The sequence below is a fragment of the Woeseia oceani genome (assembly GCF_001677435.1).
Taxonomy (GTDB): domain Bacteria; phylum Pseudomonadota; class Gammaproteobacteria; order Steroidobacterales; family Woeseiaceae; genus Woeseia; species Woeseia oceani.
The window spans coordinates 1,261,045-1,277,422 of the sequence record NZ_CP016268.1 but is presented as its reverse complement, the minus strand read 5'-3'; the positions used below and the strand labels follow the sequence as shown (position 1 = coordinate 1,277,422).

Annotated in this window: 20 protein-coding genes; 7 read left to right on the top strand and 13 right to left on the bottom strand. The window is 58.4% G+C overall.

What is annotated here, in order from left to right:
* The first annotated feature begins 122 nt into the window (after positions 1-122).
* The 4 genes from BA177_RS05575 to BA177_RS05560 are packed head-to-tail and all read left to right on the top strand — an operon-like array spanning position 123 to position 3,758.
* Positions 123-758 carry a TetR/AcrR family transcriptional regulator gene (locus BA177_RS05575; RefSeq protein WP_068613963.1) on the top strand — a complete coding sequence of 212 codons (636 nt, stop codon included), beginning with the start codon at positions 123-125 and terminating at the stop codon, positions 756-758.
* On the top strand, positions 755-1,723 hold the full coding sequence (locus BA177_RS05570) for an HlyD family secretion protein (protein WP_068613959.1): 969 nt from the start codon (positions 755-757) through the stop codon (positions 1,721-1,723). Before BA177_RS05575 ends, BA177_RS05570 begins: the two co-directional genes overlap by 4 nt.
* Positions 1,720-2,673 carry an ABC transporter ATP-binding protein gene (locus BA177_RS05565; protein ID WP_068613956.1) on the top strand — a complete coding sequence of 318 codons (954 nt, stop codon included), beginning with the start codon at positions 1,720-1,722 and terminating at the stop codon, positions 2,671-2,673. The genes BA177_RS05570 and BA177_RS05565 overlap by 4 nt, the downstream gene beginning before the upstream one ends.
* Positions 2,670-3,758, top strand: a complete 1,089-nt coding sequence (locus BA177_RS05560; RefSeq protein ID WP_068613953.1) for an ABC transporter permease — start codon at positions 2,670-2,672, stop codon at positions 3,756-3,758. Before BA177_RS05565 ends, BA177_RS05560 begins: the two co-directional genes overlap by 4 nt.
* Before the next feature lie 5 nt (positions 3,759-3,763).
* Here BA177_RS05560 and BA177_RS05555 read toward each other — a convergent pair whose 3' ends face one another.
* Positions 3,764-4,129 (bottom strand): SpoIIAA family protein, encoded by a 366-nt coding sequence (locus BA177_RS05555; protein WP_068613950.1) that lies wholly within the window; start codon positions 4,127-4,129, stop codon positions 3,764-3,766.
* Positions 4,130-4,288: 159 nt separating this feature from the next.
* Here BA177_RS05555 and BA177_RS05550 point away from each other — a divergent pair, with 159 nt between their 5' ends.
* Positions 4,289-4,744, top strand: coding sequence for a c-type cytochrome (locus BA177_RS05550; protein WP_068613946.1), 456 nt, complete (start codon positions 4,289-4,291; stop codon positions 4,742-4,744).
* On the opposite strand, the gene BA177_RS05545 is transcribed toward BA177_RS05550, so the two are convergent.
* The 11 genes from BA177_RS05545 to BA177_RS05495 form a co-directional block, all read right to left on the bottom strand.
* On the bottom strand, positions 4,741-5,460 hold the full coding sequence (locus BA177_RS05545) for a sulfite exporter TauE/SafE family protein (RefSeq protein ID WP_068613943.1): 720 nt from the start codon (positions 5,458-5,460) through the stop codon (positions 4,741-4,743). The two genes, BA177_RS05550 and BA177_RS05545, sit on opposite strands and share 4 nt — an antisense overlap.
* Complete coding sequence (ccoS, locus tag BA177_RS05540; RefSeq protein WP_068613940.1) at positions 5,457-5,648, bottom strand: cbb3-type cytochrome oxidase assembly protein CcoS; 192 nt, start codon at positions 5,646-5,648, stop codon at positions 5,457-5,459. The genes BA177_RS05545 and ccoS overlap by 4 nt, the downstream gene beginning before the upstream one ends.
* Positions 5,645-8,128 carry a heavy metal translocating P-type ATPase gene (locus BA177_RS05535; protein WP_068613935.1) on the bottom strand — a complete coding sequence of 828 codons (2,484 nt, stop codon included), beginning with the start codon at positions 8,126-8,128 and terminating at the stop codon, positions 5,645-5,647. The genes ccoS and BA177_RS05535 overlap by 4 nt, the downstream gene beginning before the upstream one ends.
* Positions 8,125-8,322 (bottom strand): hypothetical protein, encoded by a 198-nt coding sequence (locus BA177_RS05530; protein WP_068613932.1) that lies wholly within the window; start codon positions 8,320-8,322, stop codon positions 8,125-8,127. The genes BA177_RS05535 and BA177_RS05530 overlap by 4 nt, the downstream gene beginning before the upstream one ends.
* Positions 8,319-9,725, bottom strand: a complete 1,407-nt coding sequence (gene ccoG / locus BA177_RS05525; protein WP_068613930.1) for a cytochrome c oxidase accessory protein CcoG — start codon at positions 9,723-9,725, stop codon at positions 8,319-8,321. The genes BA177_RS05530 and ccoG overlap by 4 nt, the downstream gene beginning before the upstream one ends.
* Positions 9,715-10,035 (bottom strand): hypothetical protein, encoded by a 321-nt coding sequence (locus BA177_RS05520; RefSeq protein ID WP_068613927.1) that lies wholly within the window; start codon positions 10,033-10,035, stop codon positions 9,715-9,717. Before BA177_RS05520 ends, ccoG begins: the two co-directional genes overlap by 11 nt.
* A gap of 2 nt (positions 10,036-10,037) precedes the next feature.
* Positions 10,038-10,925, bottom strand: a complete 888-nt coding sequence (gene ccoP / locus BA177_RS05515; RefSeq protein WP_068613924.1) for a cytochrome-c oxidase, cbb3-type subunit III — start codon at positions 10,923-10,925, stop codon at positions 10,038-10,040.
* Positions 10,922-11,107, bottom strand: a complete 186-nt coding sequence (locus BA177_RS05510) for a cbb3-type cytochrome oxidase subunit 3 (RefSeq protein ID WP_068613921.1) — start codon at positions 11,105-11,107, stop codon at positions 10,922-10,924. The genes ccoP and BA177_RS05510 overlap by 4 nt, the downstream gene beginning before the upstream one ends.
* 13 nt (positions 11,108-11,120) lie before the next feature.
* On the bottom strand, positions 11,121-11,726 hold the full coding sequence (gene ccoO / locus BA177_RS05505) for a cytochrome-c oxidase, cbb3-type subunit II (RefSeq protein WP_068613918.1): 606 nt from the start codon (positions 11,724-11,726) through the stop codon (positions 11,121-11,123).
* A gap of 9 nt (positions 11,727-11,735) precedes the next feature.
* Positions 11,736-13,151, bottom strand: coding sequence for a cytochrome-c oxidase, cbb3-type subunit I (gene ccoN / locus BA177_RS05500; protein ID WP_068613915.1), 1,416 nt, complete (start codon positions 13,149-13,151; stop codon positions 11,736-11,738).
* A 122-nt stretch (positions 13,152-13,273) separates the two neighbouring features.
* Positions 13,274-14,095, bottom strand: coding sequence for a DUF2189 domain-containing protein (locus tag BA177_RS05495; protein ID WP_082989895.1), 822 nt, complete (start codon positions 14,093-14,095; stop codon positions 13,274-13,276).
* Between the two features lie 159 nt (positions 14,096-14,254).
* On the opposite strand from BA177_RS05495, the gene BA177_RS05490 reads away from it, so the two are divergent.
* Positions 14,255-14,869, top strand: coding sequence for a response regulator transcription factor (locus BA177_RS05490; RefSeq protein ID WP_231892487.1), 615 nt, complete (start codon positions 14,255-14,257; stop codon positions 14,867-14,869).
* Here the strand turns inward: BA177_RS05490 and BA177_RS05485 are convergent.
* Positions 14,866-15,237 (bottom strand): TraR/DksA family transcriptional regulator, encoded by a 372-nt coding sequence (locus BA177_RS05485; protein ID WP_068613910.1) that lies wholly within the window; start codon positions 15,235-15,237, stop codon positions 14,866-14,868. The genes BA177_RS05490 and BA177_RS05485 overlap by 4 nt on opposite strands.
* Before the next feature lie 171 nt (positions 15,238-15,408).
* Here BA177_RS05485 and BA177_RS05480 point away from each other — a divergent pair, with 171 nt between their 5' ends.
* Positions 15,409-16,377, top strand: a complete 969-nt coding sequence (locus BA177_RS05480) for a universal stress protein (RefSeq protein ID WP_068613907.1) — start codon at positions 15,409-15,411, stop codon at positions 16,375-16,377.
* Position 16,378: the final 1 nt, after the last annotated feature.

The following is a 16,378-nucleotide window of genomic DNA, read 5'->3' as shown; positions in this document are numbered from 1 at the left end:
CTCTGTAGCAGGGCGGAAGGGCCGCGATAGCGGCTGCACGCCACGCTGGCAGGCAATTTCAGTTGCTGACCGAACGGTCATTAACTATGATAACTGACTTATCGGTCAGTAAGGGACCACGCATGAACAAGGTACGCAACCGGCGCCGCAAAGAGGACCGACCCGCTGAAATCACCGCCGCCGCTATGGACGAATTCGCCGAGCACGGCTACGACGCCACGCCCGTCGAGGCCGTCGCGCGGCGTGCTGGCGTCAGCAAGGGTCTCCTGTACCTGTACTTCAAGACCAAAGAAGAATTGTTCAAAGCGGTCGTACGCAGCTTTATCTCGCCACGCGTGAACACATTGCGGTCCGCGATTATCGACAGCGACATCGGCGTTGAGGAATTCCTGCGCGGGCCGTTCCGCGATTTCGCCGCCGCACTGCCGACATCGAAGGCCCGCCACCTGCTGCGCCTGATGATTGCCGAAGGCCACAAACACCCGGACCTGACACGCTGGTACTGGGAAAATGTTGTCTCCGAAGGTTTGCAGGCTATAACCGTACTGATCGAACGAGGCGTGGCGCGCGGCGAACTGCAACCGTCCGCGCTGGACCGCTTTCCACACCTGTTGATTTCGCCGGTCGTCTTTTCCGTCATATGGACGCTGGTCATGCAAAAGCATTCGAAACTCGACACGACGGCCATGATTGAAGCACACATCGACCTGCTGCTCGCCAGCGTGAAAGCTCAACCTGAGCAAGGTAGCGGAACATGAACAAGCTCACAGGACTGCTGATGCTGCTATCGCTGTTGTCCGGTTGCGACACGCGCACCGAGCAACCGCTGGTAGGCCAACTCGCCTCAGACCGCATCGAACTGACGGCGGAATTTGCCGAAACGGTTACGAAGCGGCACGTAATCGAAGGTGCGTGGGTCAACGCTGGCGATACGTTGATCACGCAAGACTCCGCACGCATCGAGGCACAACTGCGCGAACTGCATGCGCTCGCGGAACAACAGCAAGCGCGAATTGATGAACTCACACGCGGACCGCGCAGCGAGCAAATTGCGGCCGCACGCGCGAGCACTGACGGTGCGCGCCGTGATGTCGAATTCCTCACACTTGAGTATCAGCGGGCACTCGAGATTCACGAAAAACAACTGGCGTCTGCTGAAAGTCTGGACCGCGCACGAGCTGCACTCGATGCGGCGCGCGCGCAACTCGCCGTTAACGAGGCGAAGCTGAACGAATTGCTGGCCGGCACAACCATTGAGGAACTGCGGCAGGCAGAGCAATTGCTGGAACAGACCCGTGCGCGAACGGATCGAGTGCTCATAGACAGCCAACGACACGAACTGAAAGCGCCGGTACCCGGGCTTATCGACTCACTGTTGATCGAAACAGGCGAACGACCTCAGCCAGGACAAACAATGCTGGTCATGCTGGCTGGCGAGCAGCCTTATGCAAGGGTCTACATACCCGAATCCATACGGGTTCGCGTCGTTCCCGGCACCGCGGTCATTGCCCACATCGATGGCAGGGACGAACCGCTCGACGGCAAGGTGCGTTGGGTTGCCAGCGAGCCTGCGTTTACACCCTATTTCGCCCTCACCGAACACGATCGCGGACGCTTGAGTTTTGTTGCCAAGATCGATCTCGATTACCGCGGCAAACGTCTGCCCGACGGCGTGCCGGTACAGGTCACGATACCCGACGATGCGACCGACAAGCGGCAATGACAGAAGCCAGCGACATTGCGATTGACGCGCGCGGTCTCAGCAAATCGTTCGGCGACCTTGTGGCCGTCGACAAACTCGATCTCGCCGTACCACGCGCCAGGATATACGGTTTCCTCGGCCCCAACGGCTCGGGTAAATCAACGACCATACGCATGCTCTGCGGTTTGCTGAAACCCAGCAGCGGCAGTGCCCGCGTCCTCGGTATTGATTTGCCGGCCGACGCGGCCCAACTCAAACCACGCATCGGCTACATGACCCAGAAGTTCTCCCTGTACGGCGACCTGACAGTTCTGGAGAATCTCGAATTTATCGCGGACGTGTATGCCATCGCGCGCAATGAACGCAAGGCGCGCATCAACGACTTGCTGGAGCGTTATGACCTTGCCGAGCGCCGCGGGCAATTCGCCGGCACAATGAGCGGTGGCCAGAAACAACGGCTCGCTCTCGCCTGTGCCGTACTGCACAAACCGGAATTGCTGCTGCTCGACGAGCCCACCAGTGCGGTGGACCCAAAAAGCCGGCGGGATTTCTGGGCCAAACTGTTCGCACTGGCAGACAGTGGCACGACCATCCTGGTCTCCACGCACTACATGGATGAAGCAGAACGCTGCCACCGGCTGGCCATTCTGGATCGAGGCGTAAAAGTAGCCGACGGCTCACCGGCCGAACTGCAACGCAACACCGGCATGTCCATCGTTGAAGTGCTGGCTGATGACCCGTTCCGCGCACAAGAGCTTCTCAGCCGAAGCCCCGACATCGCCAGTGTCACGCAACTCGGGGTGCGCCTGCGGGTGCTTATCCCGCTCGCGATCGGCGAGCCGCTGGCGCGTGTTACCAGCCTGCTTGAAAAACACGAAATAAGTGCCGATTGTCAGCTGACACAACCATCGCTCGAAGACGTCTTTGTGGCCGTAACGCTTAACTCACCGCGTGATGGAGCAAGAACATGAGCTGGCTGATTCGCCTGCTGGCGGTCATGCGTAAAGAGTTTCGTCAGCTGCGTCGCGACCGCATCACCTTTGCCATGATCGTCGGCATCCCGATCGGGCAAATCCTGTTATTCGGTTACGCGATCAACTTCGATGTTCGCAATATCGAGGCGGCGGTTGCGAACCAGGCGAACACTCACCTGTCGCGCGACTTCATCGACCGGTTGCAGCAATCGCAGGTCGTCCGGATCAGCAACTACGTCGCCACGCCGGAACAACTGGAAGAGCAACTGCGACGGGGCCGGATTTCCATCGGTATCCATATCCCTGTCGATTTCGATCGACGCCTGCAAGACCCTGCGCGCGCCGCCGCTCATCTGCTTGTCGATGGCGCCGACCCCACGATACTCGGCATCGTCAACCGGCTCAGCAGCATGCCGATGACCAGCGACAGCGCGGCACAAACCCGGGCAATCGAAATACGGCCTTACTACAACCCTGAAGGTCGCACGGCCGTCAATGTGGTTCCCGGGCTGATCGGCATAATCCTGACGCTGACCATGATGCTGTTCACAGCCGTTGCCATCGTTCGCGAACGCGAACAAGGCAATCTTGAGCTGCTGATCAATACCCCGGTAAGCACCGCCGAGTTGATGACCGGCAAGCTCATCCCGTACATCCTGATCGGTCTGCTGCAACTCGGATTAATTGTCGGTATCGGCAAGCTGCTGTTCGACGTACCCGTGCGTGGCAGCCTTGTAGACCTGTATCTCGCGGCAGCCGCGTTTATCGCGGCGAACCTGGCGTTGGGTTTGTTCGTCTCTACGGTTGCCAAGACGCAATTTCAGGCTATGCAGGTGACCTTCTTCATCCTGCTGCCGACCATACTGCTCTCAGGCTTCGTCTTCCCGTTCGATGGCATGCCGCGCGTTGCACAATGGCTTGGCGAGCTGTTGCCAAACACGCATTTTATTCGCCTGACCCGCGGGATCATGTTGCGTGATGCAACACTCATGGAGTTGTACCCCGAGGTGTTGGCGCTGCTGCTGTTCGCGGTCATTGCCATGACAGCTGCCATGTTGCGATTTTCACGCCGACTGGATTGACGGCTTCAGTCGATTCCGTCACGTAACCAGCGGCGCGCCTTGTCTTTTTCGGCCAACTCAAAATGCCGCACGTCCATCGCGACCAAAGGCTGCATAACTTCAACGACCTTCTCGACCCAGTCCTTGTCGCAAACTACCGCAACACGGCCAATCTTTTTCCAATGGGACACCGCCCAACGCAAGTCAGCCCATAAAACAGCCAGCGGAATATTGCCGATTCCCCGAATTTCTTCCAGCAAGTCGACGCTGCCATAGTCCTCAATCTTGCTTTCCACTTCCGTTACAAGAGCTGCAAACTGCTTGCGCGATATGGCGCCGTTGATCGTGAACTCAACAATATTGGTATCGGGGATCCAGTGGTACTGAAGCATAGCGCTCCCTCGGTCTTTTTCTGTTCCGCATACGGTAGCGACGAAGGTAAGCGAGCGCGGTCTACTGCGGTACTGCGGAAATCGCGTATATCCGGAAAAGACCCGGCGTGTTACCAATAGTCGGCGGAATTTATCTGCTGCCGAACAGGAGTAATCACCATGCCGAGAACCTCGCTTCCCGTAATGATGGCCGCACTGCTGATGCTCAGTGCCTGCGATCGCGATATGATGTCCGAGGTTGGCTTCCGGCTGCCCGAAGGCGATGCAGTCGCCGGGCGCGAATCCTTCCTGTACATGCAGTGCAACCAATGCCACACGGTTTATGGCGAGGACTTGCCTGCTATTCCTTTCGAAGAACCGCCCTACGTAACACTGGGTGGGCCGGTAACGAAAGTCAAAACCTATGGCGAACTCATCACAGCGATCATCAACCCGTCGCACGAACTCGCCGAAGGTTATGCGGAAGAACAAGTGTCACAGGATGGCGAATCGAATATGTACGTCTACAACCGGTACATGACCGTGCAGGAACTGATCGATATCGTCATGTTCCTGCAGCCGCACTATGACGTCGTTGTCCCGGAGTACCATTATCGGGTCTACCCCAGACGCTAGTGGCCACCGTGTTGATGCATCCCCGGCTGTGGGGATGCAGGGTCGGCATGATCAACGGCCAGGTGTGCGAGCGGTAAGTACAAGGCAATGATGCCGCCAAGCAGCATTGCCATTCCGGCGAGGCGTCGGGTGCGCGGTTGTTGGCGCCATTTGCCAATACCCGCCGCAGCCCGACCGGTGAGCAGCAATGCCGGCAGTGTGCCACTCCAGAACCCGGCCATAATCGCGATCCCGCCGGCAGCCGAGCCGCTGGCGGTAGCCAGTGCCAACGCGCTGTAAACAAGGCCGCACGGCAGCGCACCCCACAGGCATCCGGCGAGGTACGCGCGTGGCAGGGTGTTCGCCGGCAGCAGCGCACGCGTCAGCGGCGAAATGCGTTGCCACAAACGACCGCCCAGCCTTTCCAGTTGGCGCAGTGGCTGCCAGTGACTCAACAACTGCAGTCCCATCGCCACGATCAACAGCGCGGCGATACAGCGCAACAAGACGCCACCCATAGGCAGTTGCGTCAGCAGGGTACCGCCCGCCCCCGCCAGTGCACCGAGGCCCGCGTAGAATGACAAGCGCCCGGCATTGTAGGCAGTTCGCCGGCGCCATCGTTCGCCATTGTCACCGTCTGCTTCGAGTACCAGCACGAACGGGCCGCACATGCCAACGCAATGCGCACTGCCAAGTGCACCAGCCGCGACGGCCGACAGAAACAGCAGCAGAGTCATCGGGTATCGCCGCGTCGCTGCGCGCGTTCTGAGGATTGCGGCGGCGCTGTGTCGTCGTCCAGCACCACGCTCCACGCAGGTGAATCCATGTCGTCGAACTGGCCACTCCCCGTCGCCCAGAAGAACGCCCATACAGCACCAGCTAACAACGCCAGGCCAAGCGGAATAAGCAGAAACAGACTGTTCACGTGCAAACTCCCGCGCGCACCGTTCGAGGCTCACCAACGCTTGCCTCGCTGCGTGGCACACAGTGACGCTGCACCCGCAATGCATTGCCAATAACCAACAACGAACTCAGCGACATGCCCAATGCCGCCATCCATGGCGCCAGCATGCCGGTTGCCGCAAGCGGCACCGCGGCCATGTTGTAGGTGACTGCCCAGACGAGGTTTTGCCGAATTGTACGACGCGTCAGTGCGGCTATTTCAGCTGCCGAAACCAGGGCTGCCAAGCGACTACTGACAACAATGGCATCAGCGCTGGCGCGGGCAAGTGCCGTTCCGGCATCGACGGCTATCGAGGCGTCAGCCGCGGCCATCACCGGCGCGTCATTGATGCCGTCGCCGATCATGATGACTTTTTCACCGCGGCGTTGCAGATCATGGACAAACTGCAATTTGCATTGCGGCGACATCTCCGCACGCCAGTCAACGATTGACAGCTTCGCCGCCAACGCTGCAACCGTGACTGCACGATCGCCACTGGCGATCACAACCCGGTAGCCGGCGGCGCGTAACGCATCGACAGTCGCACCCACATCAGTGCGTAACTCGTCCTCGACGGTAAATACCGCCAGCAGACCGTGTTCGTTCGCCAGGCAGACCAACGTGCCGTCGCTGCTGGCAGCACCGCGGGTTGCTTGGTCGACAACACCGCTCAACCCGGCAACAAACTGTGCCGAACCCAGGCGGTAGCGCCGGCCATTCACCTCTGCCTCGACACCCATTCCGGTCACCGGCACCGCGTTTTCCGCTTTGAACTGATCGCTTAGCGGTGCCGAGAACGCCCGCGCCAGTACGTGCTCAGACACAGCTTCCATAGCCGACGCGATGGCAAGGCACGCTGCCTCGTCCAGGCGGTCGGCATTTTCAAATACCCGGGTGCGGGTCACTGTCGGCTTGCCGCGGGTCAACGTCCCCGTCTTGTCCATGACCACCGTCGTGCCGGGCCGCAATACGTCAAGCAGGCGCGAATTGACCAGGAAACAACCGTCACGAGCCAGTCTGGCCGTAGCCGCGGCGAGCACGGCAGGCGTTGCCAGCGCGAGCGCACAAGGACAGGTAACGACCAGTGTCGCCAACATCACCTCGAACGCCCTTGGCGCATCCACCGCCAGCCAGATCGCACCGGTCACGGCGGCCAGCAACAGCACCGCCACAACAAAATACGACGCTATGCGGTCGGCCAGTTGCACGACACGCGGCCGTCCGGCTGCCGCGCGATCCAGCAGGCGCGCAATCTCGGCAACACTGCTGGCCGCGCCAGTCCGAATCACCTCCACCGTCGCTGAACCGGCCCGTACCGTCGCCCCGGCAAACACTTCACTGCCGATATCGCGGTGGACCGGCGCGGACTCACCGGTCAGGATCGACTCATCCAGTGACAAACCACCGTCTTCTATTCGGGCATCCGCCGGCACCACATCGCCCGGCAAGACCCGCAGCCTGTCGCCTGCCGTCAGCTCGCTAACAGCGACCGTTTCAGTGTCGGCATTGTTTGTGAACCGGCGCACTGTTTCCGGCAGAAGTTGCGCCAGCGCCTGAGCGAGATCACCGCTCGTATGCCGCGCACGCATTTCCAGAAAGCGCGTTCCACTGAGAAACAGCACGAACATCGCGACGGAATCGAAGTAGACCGCACCCTGCCCGCGCCAGACCGCGGCTACTGAGGCGATGAACGCAATGCCTATCGCGACGGCCACGGGCAAATCCATGCCCGGTGAACGGGCACGCAGTCCGCGCCATGCACCGGCGAAGAACGGGCGCGCTGAATAGAACACGATCGGCAAACAAACCAGCATGCTGATTGCTCGCAGAAAGGTTTCGATGTTGCCGGCAATGCCAAACCGTTCGCCCGCGTACAGCGCGAAGGCAAACATCATGACCTGCATCCCGGCGGCGGCGGCAACAATCAGTCGTTTGAGCGCACTACGGTATTCCTGTCCACTGTTGCCGGGAACCACGCTCGTGCCAACCGGGCGCGGCTGAAAGCCAACGGCGGCAATACTCGCAAGAACCTCGGAGAAGCTCACCTCGGCGCCGCGCCATTGCACGATCGAACGCTTGGTGACCGGATTGACATCGACGGACAGAACGGCCGCATGGCGGCGCAATGCGCGGTCCAGCAACCAGCCGCAGGCGCCGCAATACATACCGCCGATGTCAATGCTGGCTTCACTGAATTCATCCCGATCGACGACGTACCGCGCACGAACACCCGGCACATCAAATCGTTCGTAGTCAGCCAGCACGACCGGCTGGCTGGCTGCTCCCGGCAGTGTATCGCGGTGCGTGTAAAACGCCTGCATGCCGCCGGCATGAATAAATTCCGCTACAGCTTTGCAGCCAACACAACAAACAGCCTGTTGAGCATTGCCCACACGCGCCAGAACGGGACCGCTCGACGGTATCGCATCACCGCAATGAAAGCAGGCCGTCGGCGTGTTCAAGGCAGCGCGTCACGAGGAGTCCGCGTAGCCTGTGACTGATCAAGCAGCGGATCCTGCACGATGATTTCGGGGTTACTGATCGCCAACCAGATCGTCAGCATGCAGCCGAGAACTGTGCACGACGGTATCGCGATAATCAGCCATACCCAGTGATTCCTGTACCAGCAGTTGTCCTCAAGTCGGTCTGCGCTCATCTTGTATCCTCATTCGGGCCGCGAAACCGGCTTTCTTCCGTGACACTGATGCCCGGGTCATCAACACTGTCCAAACGAAACTCGATCCGGTTGCCGCCAACGGCAACGGCGTGCGGCGCCACCAGTGATACCGGAACGGTTTGCACGGACTCCCCTGCAACATCAATCAGCGTATCGCCCCGCAATTGGAGACCGGACATGCCGGTCACGCTCAGGCGGTAACTCTGTGCCTGGTTACGTTTGTTGACCACCCGAACCGTGTAACTGTTCTCGATGCCATCGCGGCCGATATCCCGGTACAAGGCATTGCGATCTCGTATTACGTCGAGAATCACCGGAGGTCGGAACACCAGCAGCGACACCATACCGGTAACCAGAAGCATCAAAATGCCGCTATACACAAGTGTGCGTGGCCGCCACAGGCGATACGGCTCATTGTGCAGACTGTGTTCCGTTGAATAGCGAATGAGGCCCCTGGGGTATTCCATCTTGTCCATCACGCTGTCACAGGCATCAATACACGCGGCGCAGGCTATGCACTCGTATTGCAGACCTTTGCGGATATCGATACCTGTCGGGCAAACCTGTACGCACAACGTGCAGTCGATGCAGTCTCCCAGCCCTTTCAATGCCGGGTCAGATCCCCGACGGCGCGCGCCGCGCGGTTCACCGCGCTGCTCGTCGTAGGTGATAATCAATGTGTCTTTGTCGAACATAGCGCTTTGGAAGCGCGCGTAAGGACACATGTATTTGCAGACTTGTTCGCGCATGAAGCCGGCATTGCCGTAAGTAGCAAAGCCGTAAAACAGCACCCAGAACCATTCCCACGGTCCTGCCGTGAAGGTCGCGAGGTGTACCGCCAGCTCGCGTATATCAACAAAGTAACCGACGAACGCGAAGCCGGTGAACAGCGCGAGCAACACCCACAGGAACTGCTTCGCTGTCTTGCGCCAGATTTTATCCAGCGTCCACGGCCGCTTGTCGAGCTTCATGCGCTGGCTGCGATTGCCCTCGATCGCCTGTTCTATCCAGACGAACGCTTCCGTCCAGACCGTTTGCGGACAGGCGAAACCACACCACAACCGACCTGCAAGCGCGGTAAAGAAAAACAGACTCACAGCGAGAATGATCAGCAGCAACGCCAGGTAGACGAAGTCCTGTGGCCAGAGCGTCAAACTGAAAATGTGAAACTTGCGTGCGGGAAGGTCGAACAGCACCGCCTGACGGCCGTTCCAGGTCAGCCAGGGTACGGCGTAAAACAATCCCAGCAGAACGAAGACCGCCAGGCGCCGCAGGCGCTGAAAGCGACCGTTGATTTCACGCGGGTATATTTTGTCCTCGCTGCGATACAGCTTGCCGTATTCGTATTGCCTGACGGACTTGCTGCCCTGCTTAGTGCCCATCACGACGCCCGTCCCGGTCGGCCGGTCGCCACGCGGTAGGACCGCGCCGTTTGCGCCGAATCAGTCGCACCGTATACCAGCACGCCACCCACGCCTGCGCCCACAAAAAGAAGAAGCCCAGCGCATAGCCCGCATTGCGACTTTCGATCCATTGGACATTGACTGCATCAACGATCAGCAGTGGATCGATGTAGGCAAACAGCAGTACCGAAAACACCGCTGCCGTCAGAAACGAAATCCACGACAACACCGCGATCTTTTGTGTATCGCGGCCCCAGTCATGGGCGCTGTCGCGGTCCGGCGCTGCCATGATCAATCCGGTTTCGACAGGCTGTAGACGTAGGCTGCAAGTATCCGCAGTCGATCATCGCCTAGCAGTTTCTGATGTGCCGGCATCACGCCGTTGCGCCCTTCAACGATGGTCTTGCGTATCGCCGCGGGCGAACTGCCGTAGAGCCAGTTGTCGTCATTGAGCGCAGGCGCACCAAGTACCTGCATACCATCGCCGGTCGGACCGTGGCAGCCTATGCACAACGTCATGTAGCGTGCATGCGCCGGAGATTGAGTATCCATGCCATCCTGCAGCGTACGCACGTAGTCGACCATCTCATCGATAGCCTCATCACTCTGCAAAACCATGCCCAGCGCCGGCATGATGCCGTTCCGCCCGTTACGCAGCGTTTGCTCAATGGCCGCCGGCGTCCCGCCCCAGTTCCACACTTTGTCTGTCAGGTTCGGAAAACCCGGCGCACCCAGTGCGTTTGCGCCATGACATTGGCTGCAATAGTTCGCGTACAAACTGCCACCAATGGCAAGCGCCTGCTCATCGTTGGCTATTTCGTCAATCGGCATGTCCGCGTAACGGGCAAAGATGGGGGCGTAGCGCGCTTCAGCCTCAGCCATTTGATCGGCATACTGTTGTTCCTGACTCCAACCCAGTGCGCCATCGTAAACAAGCAGTGACGGGTACATCAGAAAATAACCGGCGCCCCAGATCAGCGTCAGGAAAAACAAACCCAGCCACCACATCGGCAATGGGTTGTTCAGTTCGCGAATATCCTCATCCCAGACGTGCGCCTCGGAAGCCGCGATTTCTTCATCGCTGGCGCGCTGCCGGTTGGTCCACACGATCAACCAGAAACACGCCAGCATGCTGGCGACCGTGCCTACGGCGACATACCAAGCCCATGCGTTGCTCATCGACCACGCCCCTTACGGTTCGCTTTTGGTGCGGCTGCCGGGTCGCTATCGTCTTCGAGCGGCACCCGGGCCGCTTCAGCGAAGTCGTCGCTTCGGCGGCGACTGAACGCCCATACCGAAACTCCGATAAACAACAGCAGCAAGGCCACGGTTAACAAACCCCGAATTGTTCCCATATCCATAATCTGTTCTCCGTCAACGCGCGCTGCGCGCGGTCCCGAGGTTCTGCAGGTACGCCACCAGCGCATCGAGTTCCGACTGGCCCGCGACGGCGGCTGCCGCGCCGGCAATCTGTTCATCGGTGTACGGATCACCCAGCATCTTCAGCGCACGCAATTTGCGCGTGATGAGGTCACCGTCCACTTCTGCCTCGGCGAGCCAGGGGTACGCCGGCATGTTCGAATCCGGCACAAGGTCTTGCGGCTTCAGCAAATGAATACGGTGCCAGTCATCGCTGTAGCGTCCGCCGACACGGGCCAGGTCCGGACCCGTGCGCTTGGAACCAAACTGGAACGGCCGGTCATAAACGAACTCGCCGGCGACGGAGTACGGACCGTAGCGTTCGGTTTCGCTCCGAAACGGTCGGATTTGTTGTGAGTGGCAGCCGTAGCAGCCCTCGCGAACGTAAATATCCCGACCCGCCAGTTGCAGCGCAGGGTACGGCTCTATGCCTTCCATCGGCTCCGTTGCCGCACTGCTCGCCATCAGCGGCAGAATCTCTATCAGTCCGCCAATACTGATCACAGCGACGATCAGCACCGACATAACCGTGATGTTTTTCTCAATTTTCTCGTGGCTCATGTCGATTCCTCAGGCGGGCTGCACAACAGCGACAGCACGCGGCTTCACATCCGCAACGGTTTTCCAGACGTTCCAGACCATGACCAGCATTCCGGAGAAGAACACGAGACCGCCGAGCAGTCGTATGCCGTAATACGGATAGGTGAACTTGATGCTTTCGATGAATGAATAGGTCAACGTGCCGTCCTGATTCAACGCACGCCACATCAATCCCTGGGTAATGCCGGCGATCCACATTGACACGGCATACAAAACCACGCCGATGGTCGAGGTCCAGAAATGCACATCGATCAGCCGTGTCGAGTACATGGAGGTCTTGTTGAAGATTCGCGGTATCAGGCAGTACAGGGAGCCGATGGTCATCATTGCCACCCAGCCGAGTGCGCCCGAATGCACGTGACCTATGGTCCAGTCGGTGTAATGCGAGAGCGCGTTCACCGTCTTGATCGACATCATCGGCCCTTCGAAGGTCGACATGCCGTAGAACGACAGCGCAACAATCATGAACTTCAGGATCGGATCGGTCCGCAACTTATGCCAGGCACCTGACAAGGTCATCATGCCGTTGATCATGCCGCCCCAGGACGGCGCCAGCAGAATCAGCGAGAAAACCATGCCGATGGACTGCGCCCAGTTCGGCAAGGATGTGTAATGCAGGTGATGCGGTCCTGCCCACATGTAGATCGCGATCAGCGCCCAGAAATGCACGACCGACAGCCGGTAGGAATACACCGGCCGTTCCGCCTGCTTCGGCACGAAGTAGTACATCATGCCGAGGAAGCCGGCGGTGAGGAAAAAGCCCACTGCATTATGGCCGTACCACCACTGCATCATGGCATCGACGACACCGGAATAGATCGGGTACGACTTCCACATCGATACCGGAATAACGAGGTTGTTGAAGATATGCAGCACTGCCACTGTGATGATGTAGGCAGCATAGAACCAGTTGGCAACATAGATGTGTTTGACCCGACGGCGGCCGATCGTCGCGAGAAAAACGGCACCGAAAGCTACCCATACAACCGCAATCAACAAATCAATTGGCCATTCCAGCTCCGCGTACTCCTTGCTCTGGGTGATACCCAACGGCAGAGTGATAGCCGCCAGCACGATGACCAGTTGCCAGCCCCAGAAGGTGAACGCGGCCAGCTTGTCAAAAGCCAGACGAACATGACAAGTCCGTTGCACGACGTAATAAGCGGTTGCGAACAGGCCGCAACCGCCAAAGGCAAATATGACGGCATTGGTATGCAGGGGTCGCAACCGGCTGTAGGTCAGGTACGGAACATCGAAACTGAGGCCAGGCCAAATCAGCTCCGCGGCGATGTACAGCCCAACGAGCATGCCGACAACACCCCACACCACGGTCATAATCGCGAACTGACGTACGACTTTGTCGTTGTACGTTGCTTGAGAATCCATTAAATCAGGCACCCGTTTTGCGTTTGAAGGACATTCTTCTTGCCAGGCGCGACGATAGGCAGGGAGCATTGTCCGGGCTATACGGGATTTCCCTCATAACGGTCCGGGAAATGCGCAGTTGCTCAGGGCTCCGGCGCTCGGGGTTCAGCCGTAACGCCAATGCGGTGCCGTGGAAAGGCGCTCGCATCGATGGTTTCGAGATAGCCATGCCAGGCGGCATAACCAATAAGCGGCAGTATGAATACCAGACCGATGAAGGCAGTCGCCACACCGATCAACACTCCACCAACCACCAGCAACAACCAGACTGACAGCGCCAATTTGTTGCGCAGGACGGCGTTTATCGAGGTCACCACGGCGGTAACCGTATCCACATCGCGATGCACGATCATCGGCAATGAAAACGCACTGACCGCAAAGGTTACCGCCGCGAAGAACGCGCCCACGGCACTGCCGACACTGAGATAGGCGACCAGCTCGCTCGGCAGAGGATGGCCCGATTCGGGGAAAAACACGCTGACCATGGCTCCGGCGCGAGCCCAAACAAGGAAAATGATAAGCAGAATGATGGCGAACACCATTTCATTGCCAAGGTGGCGGCGAAACGCTGCCCGTAAACTGCGGCCAATTTGCGGCGGCTTGCTGCGTTCAAGCTGAGCACTGATTGCGTAGAGCCCTACGCACGCCAGCGGCGCGAGAAAAACGAAGCCACCAAGCATGGCGATCATCAGCCAGACACTGCCATAGACCAACGCGAGCAGAGACACCAGGGCCATAATCGCTGCCATCACAAGCCCGTACGCGACACTCTCCCGGGGCGCTCGCTGCCAGTCCCGAATGCCTTTCCGCAACCAGCCGAAGGCAGCCAACGGTGGAAGCCGCCGGCAAGGCGCGACGAACGGCATCTCGGCCCGACTGTATGTACCGTCGTTCTCTGGCATCATGTGCGCTCCCGGTGCGGACACCGACTGGGACAATGTACACAGTTATCATAGTCACCAATCTGGCACAGTCTGTGGATAATACGTACAGCGTGATGGCATCAACGCAATCGGGACTTGGCCAGCGAGTGCTGCCAAGAACCGTCATACGGACAATAAGCAGTGAACACAGCAAATAACAATAGCCCAGCGGTTTACATTGTCGACGATGACCGCTCAATACGGCACGCCATGGAGTTGCTCATGAAATCGGTCGGGCAGCCTTGCCACCTTTTTGACTCCGGCGACACCTTTCTTAAAGCCTACTCGCCAGAGTGGTCGGGTTGTTTGATCCTCGACATTCGCATGCCGGGCATAGGTGGCCTTGAATTGCAGAACGAACTGCAAAAACGCAGCTGCGGCTTGCCAGTCATTTTCATAACCGGGTTCGGTGACGTGCCCATGGCCGTCGAGGCCATCAAGAACGGCGCATTCGACTTCATCGAAAAGCCGTTTCGGGATCAGGAGCTGCTTGATCGAATAAATGCAGCCATCGAAGCCAACAGTCAGCAGAGAATAGCGCTGTCCGAAACCGCGGTAGTGAAAGAGCGGCTGCAACGACTTACCGGCCGCGAGCGGGAAGTCATGGACCTCGTGGTCACTGGAAAAGCCAACAAGGTCATCGCCCATGAACTGGGTGTAAGTCAGCGTACGGTCGAAATACACCGCGCCCGCGTCATGGAAAAAATGGAGGCCAAATCATTGCCGGAACTGGTGCGCATGCACCTGGTTAATTAGCGGTGCAAGATGCTTTTGGCCAGACGACCTTCGTCCTCGGCACAATCAACGCACAGTACGGCGAATGGCAAGGCGGTTAGCCTGGTCGAGTCAATCGGCGCACGACAATGCACGCAATTTCCATAGCCGTCACCATCAAGCGGGTTCATGGCAGACAACAATAACGTCATTTCCTGCAATGCCGCGCAAGACGCTGTGTCCAGCCCCTCATTACTGCTTTCCGTTACATTTTCCGAAAAGCCGTTCATCGCACGATCAGGGATTCCATCACGCCAGCGCAACCGCTCGTCGGCCTGCCGATGTTCATTTTGACCCGTAGGGTACTTATCCAGCACGTTGCGCTCCGTCCCGCTTTTCGCAGACGACATTTGAACGCTGCAGTTTGTTGCATACCATGCGTATTTTCCACGACCCCTGCGCAGTAGGTAGTTACCACGATTATCTAGGCACGATGCCTTATTGGGCGACGCAGCACCCTGCGGTAATTTGAAGGTAGCCCGATTCGGGCTCTCTACTATTTGCTGTTTGGAGGCTTTCGCATGAAGAACATTTCGCGGGTCCTGTGCGTCATCGACCCTACGAGCGCTGAACAACCAGCGCTTGCTAGAGCGGCCTGGCTTGCCGGCTGTAACAAAGCCGAGCTTGATCTGTTCGTTTGCTACTACAACGAATATCTGAGCGGCGACCGCTTTTTCGATTCCCGATCATTGCGCAAGGCGCGCAAGGAAGTCATCGACGACCAATTGCAGCGCCTGGAAAAACTGGCCAAACCGCTGCGCGACAAAGAGTTGACCGTTACCGTCAATGCTGCCTGGGATCACCCGTTACACGAAGGTATCGTGCGCTATGCTGAGGAAAGCAAAGCAGAAATCATAGTGAAAGACACTCACTACCATTCTCTCGCACAGCGCGTCCTGTTGAGCAACACAGACTGGCAGCTCATGCGGCTTTGCAAGGCGCCATTGTGGCTGGTCAAACCCCGGCCGTTTGCCGATAAACCCGTGATCATTGCCGCGATCGATCCAATGAATGAGAACGACAAACCGGCCGCACTTGATGATGAGATCATGGTCATCAGTCGCTTGCTGGCAGATCGCTGCAATGGCGACGTTCGTGCATTCCACGCTTATGACCCACGCATCGCCGTTGCCACCGCAACAGCCAACTCTTACCTGCCAGTATCACTTCCTATGGATGAGATCGACAAGCAGATGCGCGAGCAACACGGCAAACGTTTTCACGAGGTCACCAACTACCACGGTATAGGCGATGACCATGCGCACCTGGTGCAAGGACGGACGCATGAAGAACTGCCCGCTTTAGCAACCGAACATAAAGCCGATCTGGTCGTCATGGGTGCGGTAGCCCGTAACCGCTGGAAGCGCTTGTTTATCGGTGCCACGGCCGAACGAACAATGGATCACCTGCCCTGCGATTTGCTGGTTGTTAAACCGGACTGGTTCCATACGCCGGACGATGTCCTGCAAAGCAGAGAAGAGGCCAGCTGAA

What these genes read in the sequence shown, in the direction of transcription:
- ccoO (WP_068613918.1), bottom strand. Translation starts at nt 11,726, where the DNA reads ATGAGCCACGAGAAAATTGAGAAAAACATCACGGTTATGTCGGTGCTG.
- BA177_RS05485 (WP_068613910.1), bottom strand. Translation starts at nt 15,237, where the DNA reads ATGTCGTCTGCGAAAAGCGGGACGGAGCGCAACGTGCTGGATAAGTAC.
- BA177_RS05550 (WP_068613946.1), top strand. Translation starts at nt 4,289, where the DNA reads ATGCCGAGAACCTCGCTTCCCGTAATGATGGCCGCACTGCTGATGCTC.
- BA177_RS05510 (WP_068613921.1), bottom strand. Translation starts at nt 11,107, where the DNA reads ATGGATATGGGAACAATTCGGGGTTTGTTAACCGTGGCCTTGCTGCTG.
- ccoP (WP_068613924.1), bottom strand. Translation starts at nt 10,925, where the DNA reads ATGAGCAACGCATGGGCTTGGTATGTCGCCGTAGGCACGGTCGCCAGC.
- BA177_RS05560 (WP_068613953.1), top strand. Translation starts at nt 2,670, where the DNA reads ATGAGCTGGCTGATTCGCCTGCTGGCGGTCATGCGTAAAGAGTTTCGT.
- ccoG (WP_068613930.1), bottom strand. Translation starts at nt 9,725, where the DNA reads ATGGGCACTAAGCAGGGCAGCAAGTCCGTCAGGCAATACGAATACGGC.
- BA177_RS05495 (WP_082989895.1), bottom strand. Translation starts at nt 14,095, where the DNA reads ATGATGCCAGAGAACGACGGTACATACAGTCGGGCCGAGATGCCGTTC.
- BA177_RS05480 (WP_068613907.1), top strand. Translation starts at nt 15,409, where the DNA reads ATGAAGAACATTTCGCGGGTCCTGTGCGTCATCGACCCTACGAGCGCT.
- BA177_RS05530 (WP_068613932.1), bottom strand. Translation starts at nt 8,322, where the DNA reads ATGAGCGCAGACCGACTTGAGGACAACTGCTGGTACAGGAATCACTGG.
- BA177_RS05545 (WP_068613943.1), bottom strand. Translation starts at nt 5,460, where the DNA reads ATGACTCTGCTGCTGTTTCTGTCGGCCGTCGCGGCTGGTGCACTTGGC.
- BA177_RS05575 (WP_068613963.1), top strand. Translation starts at nt 123, where the DNA reads ATGAACAAGGTACGCAACCGGCGCCGCAAAGAGGACCGACCCGCTGAA.
- BA177_RS05520 (WP_068613927.1), bottom strand. Translation starts at nt 10,035, where the DNA reads ATGGCAGCGCCGGACCGCGACAGCGCCCATGACTGGGGCCGCGATACA.
- BA177_RS05555 (WP_068613950.1), bottom strand. Translation starts at nt 4,129, where the DNA reads ATGCTTCAGTACCACTGGATCCCCGATACCAATATTGTTGAGTTCACG.
- BA177_RS05570 (WP_068613959.1), top strand. Translation starts at nt 755, where the DNA reads ATGAACAAGCTCACAGGACTGCTGATGCTGCTATCGCTGTTGTCCGGT.
- ccoN (WP_068613915.1), bottom strand. Translation starts at nt 13,151, where the DNA reads ATGGATTCTCAAGCAACGTACAACGACAAAGTCGTACGTCAGTTCGCG.
- BA177_RS05565 (WP_068613956.1), top strand. Translation starts at nt 1,720, where the DNA reads ATGACAGAAGCCAGCGACATTGCGATTGACGCGCGCGGTCTCAGCAAA.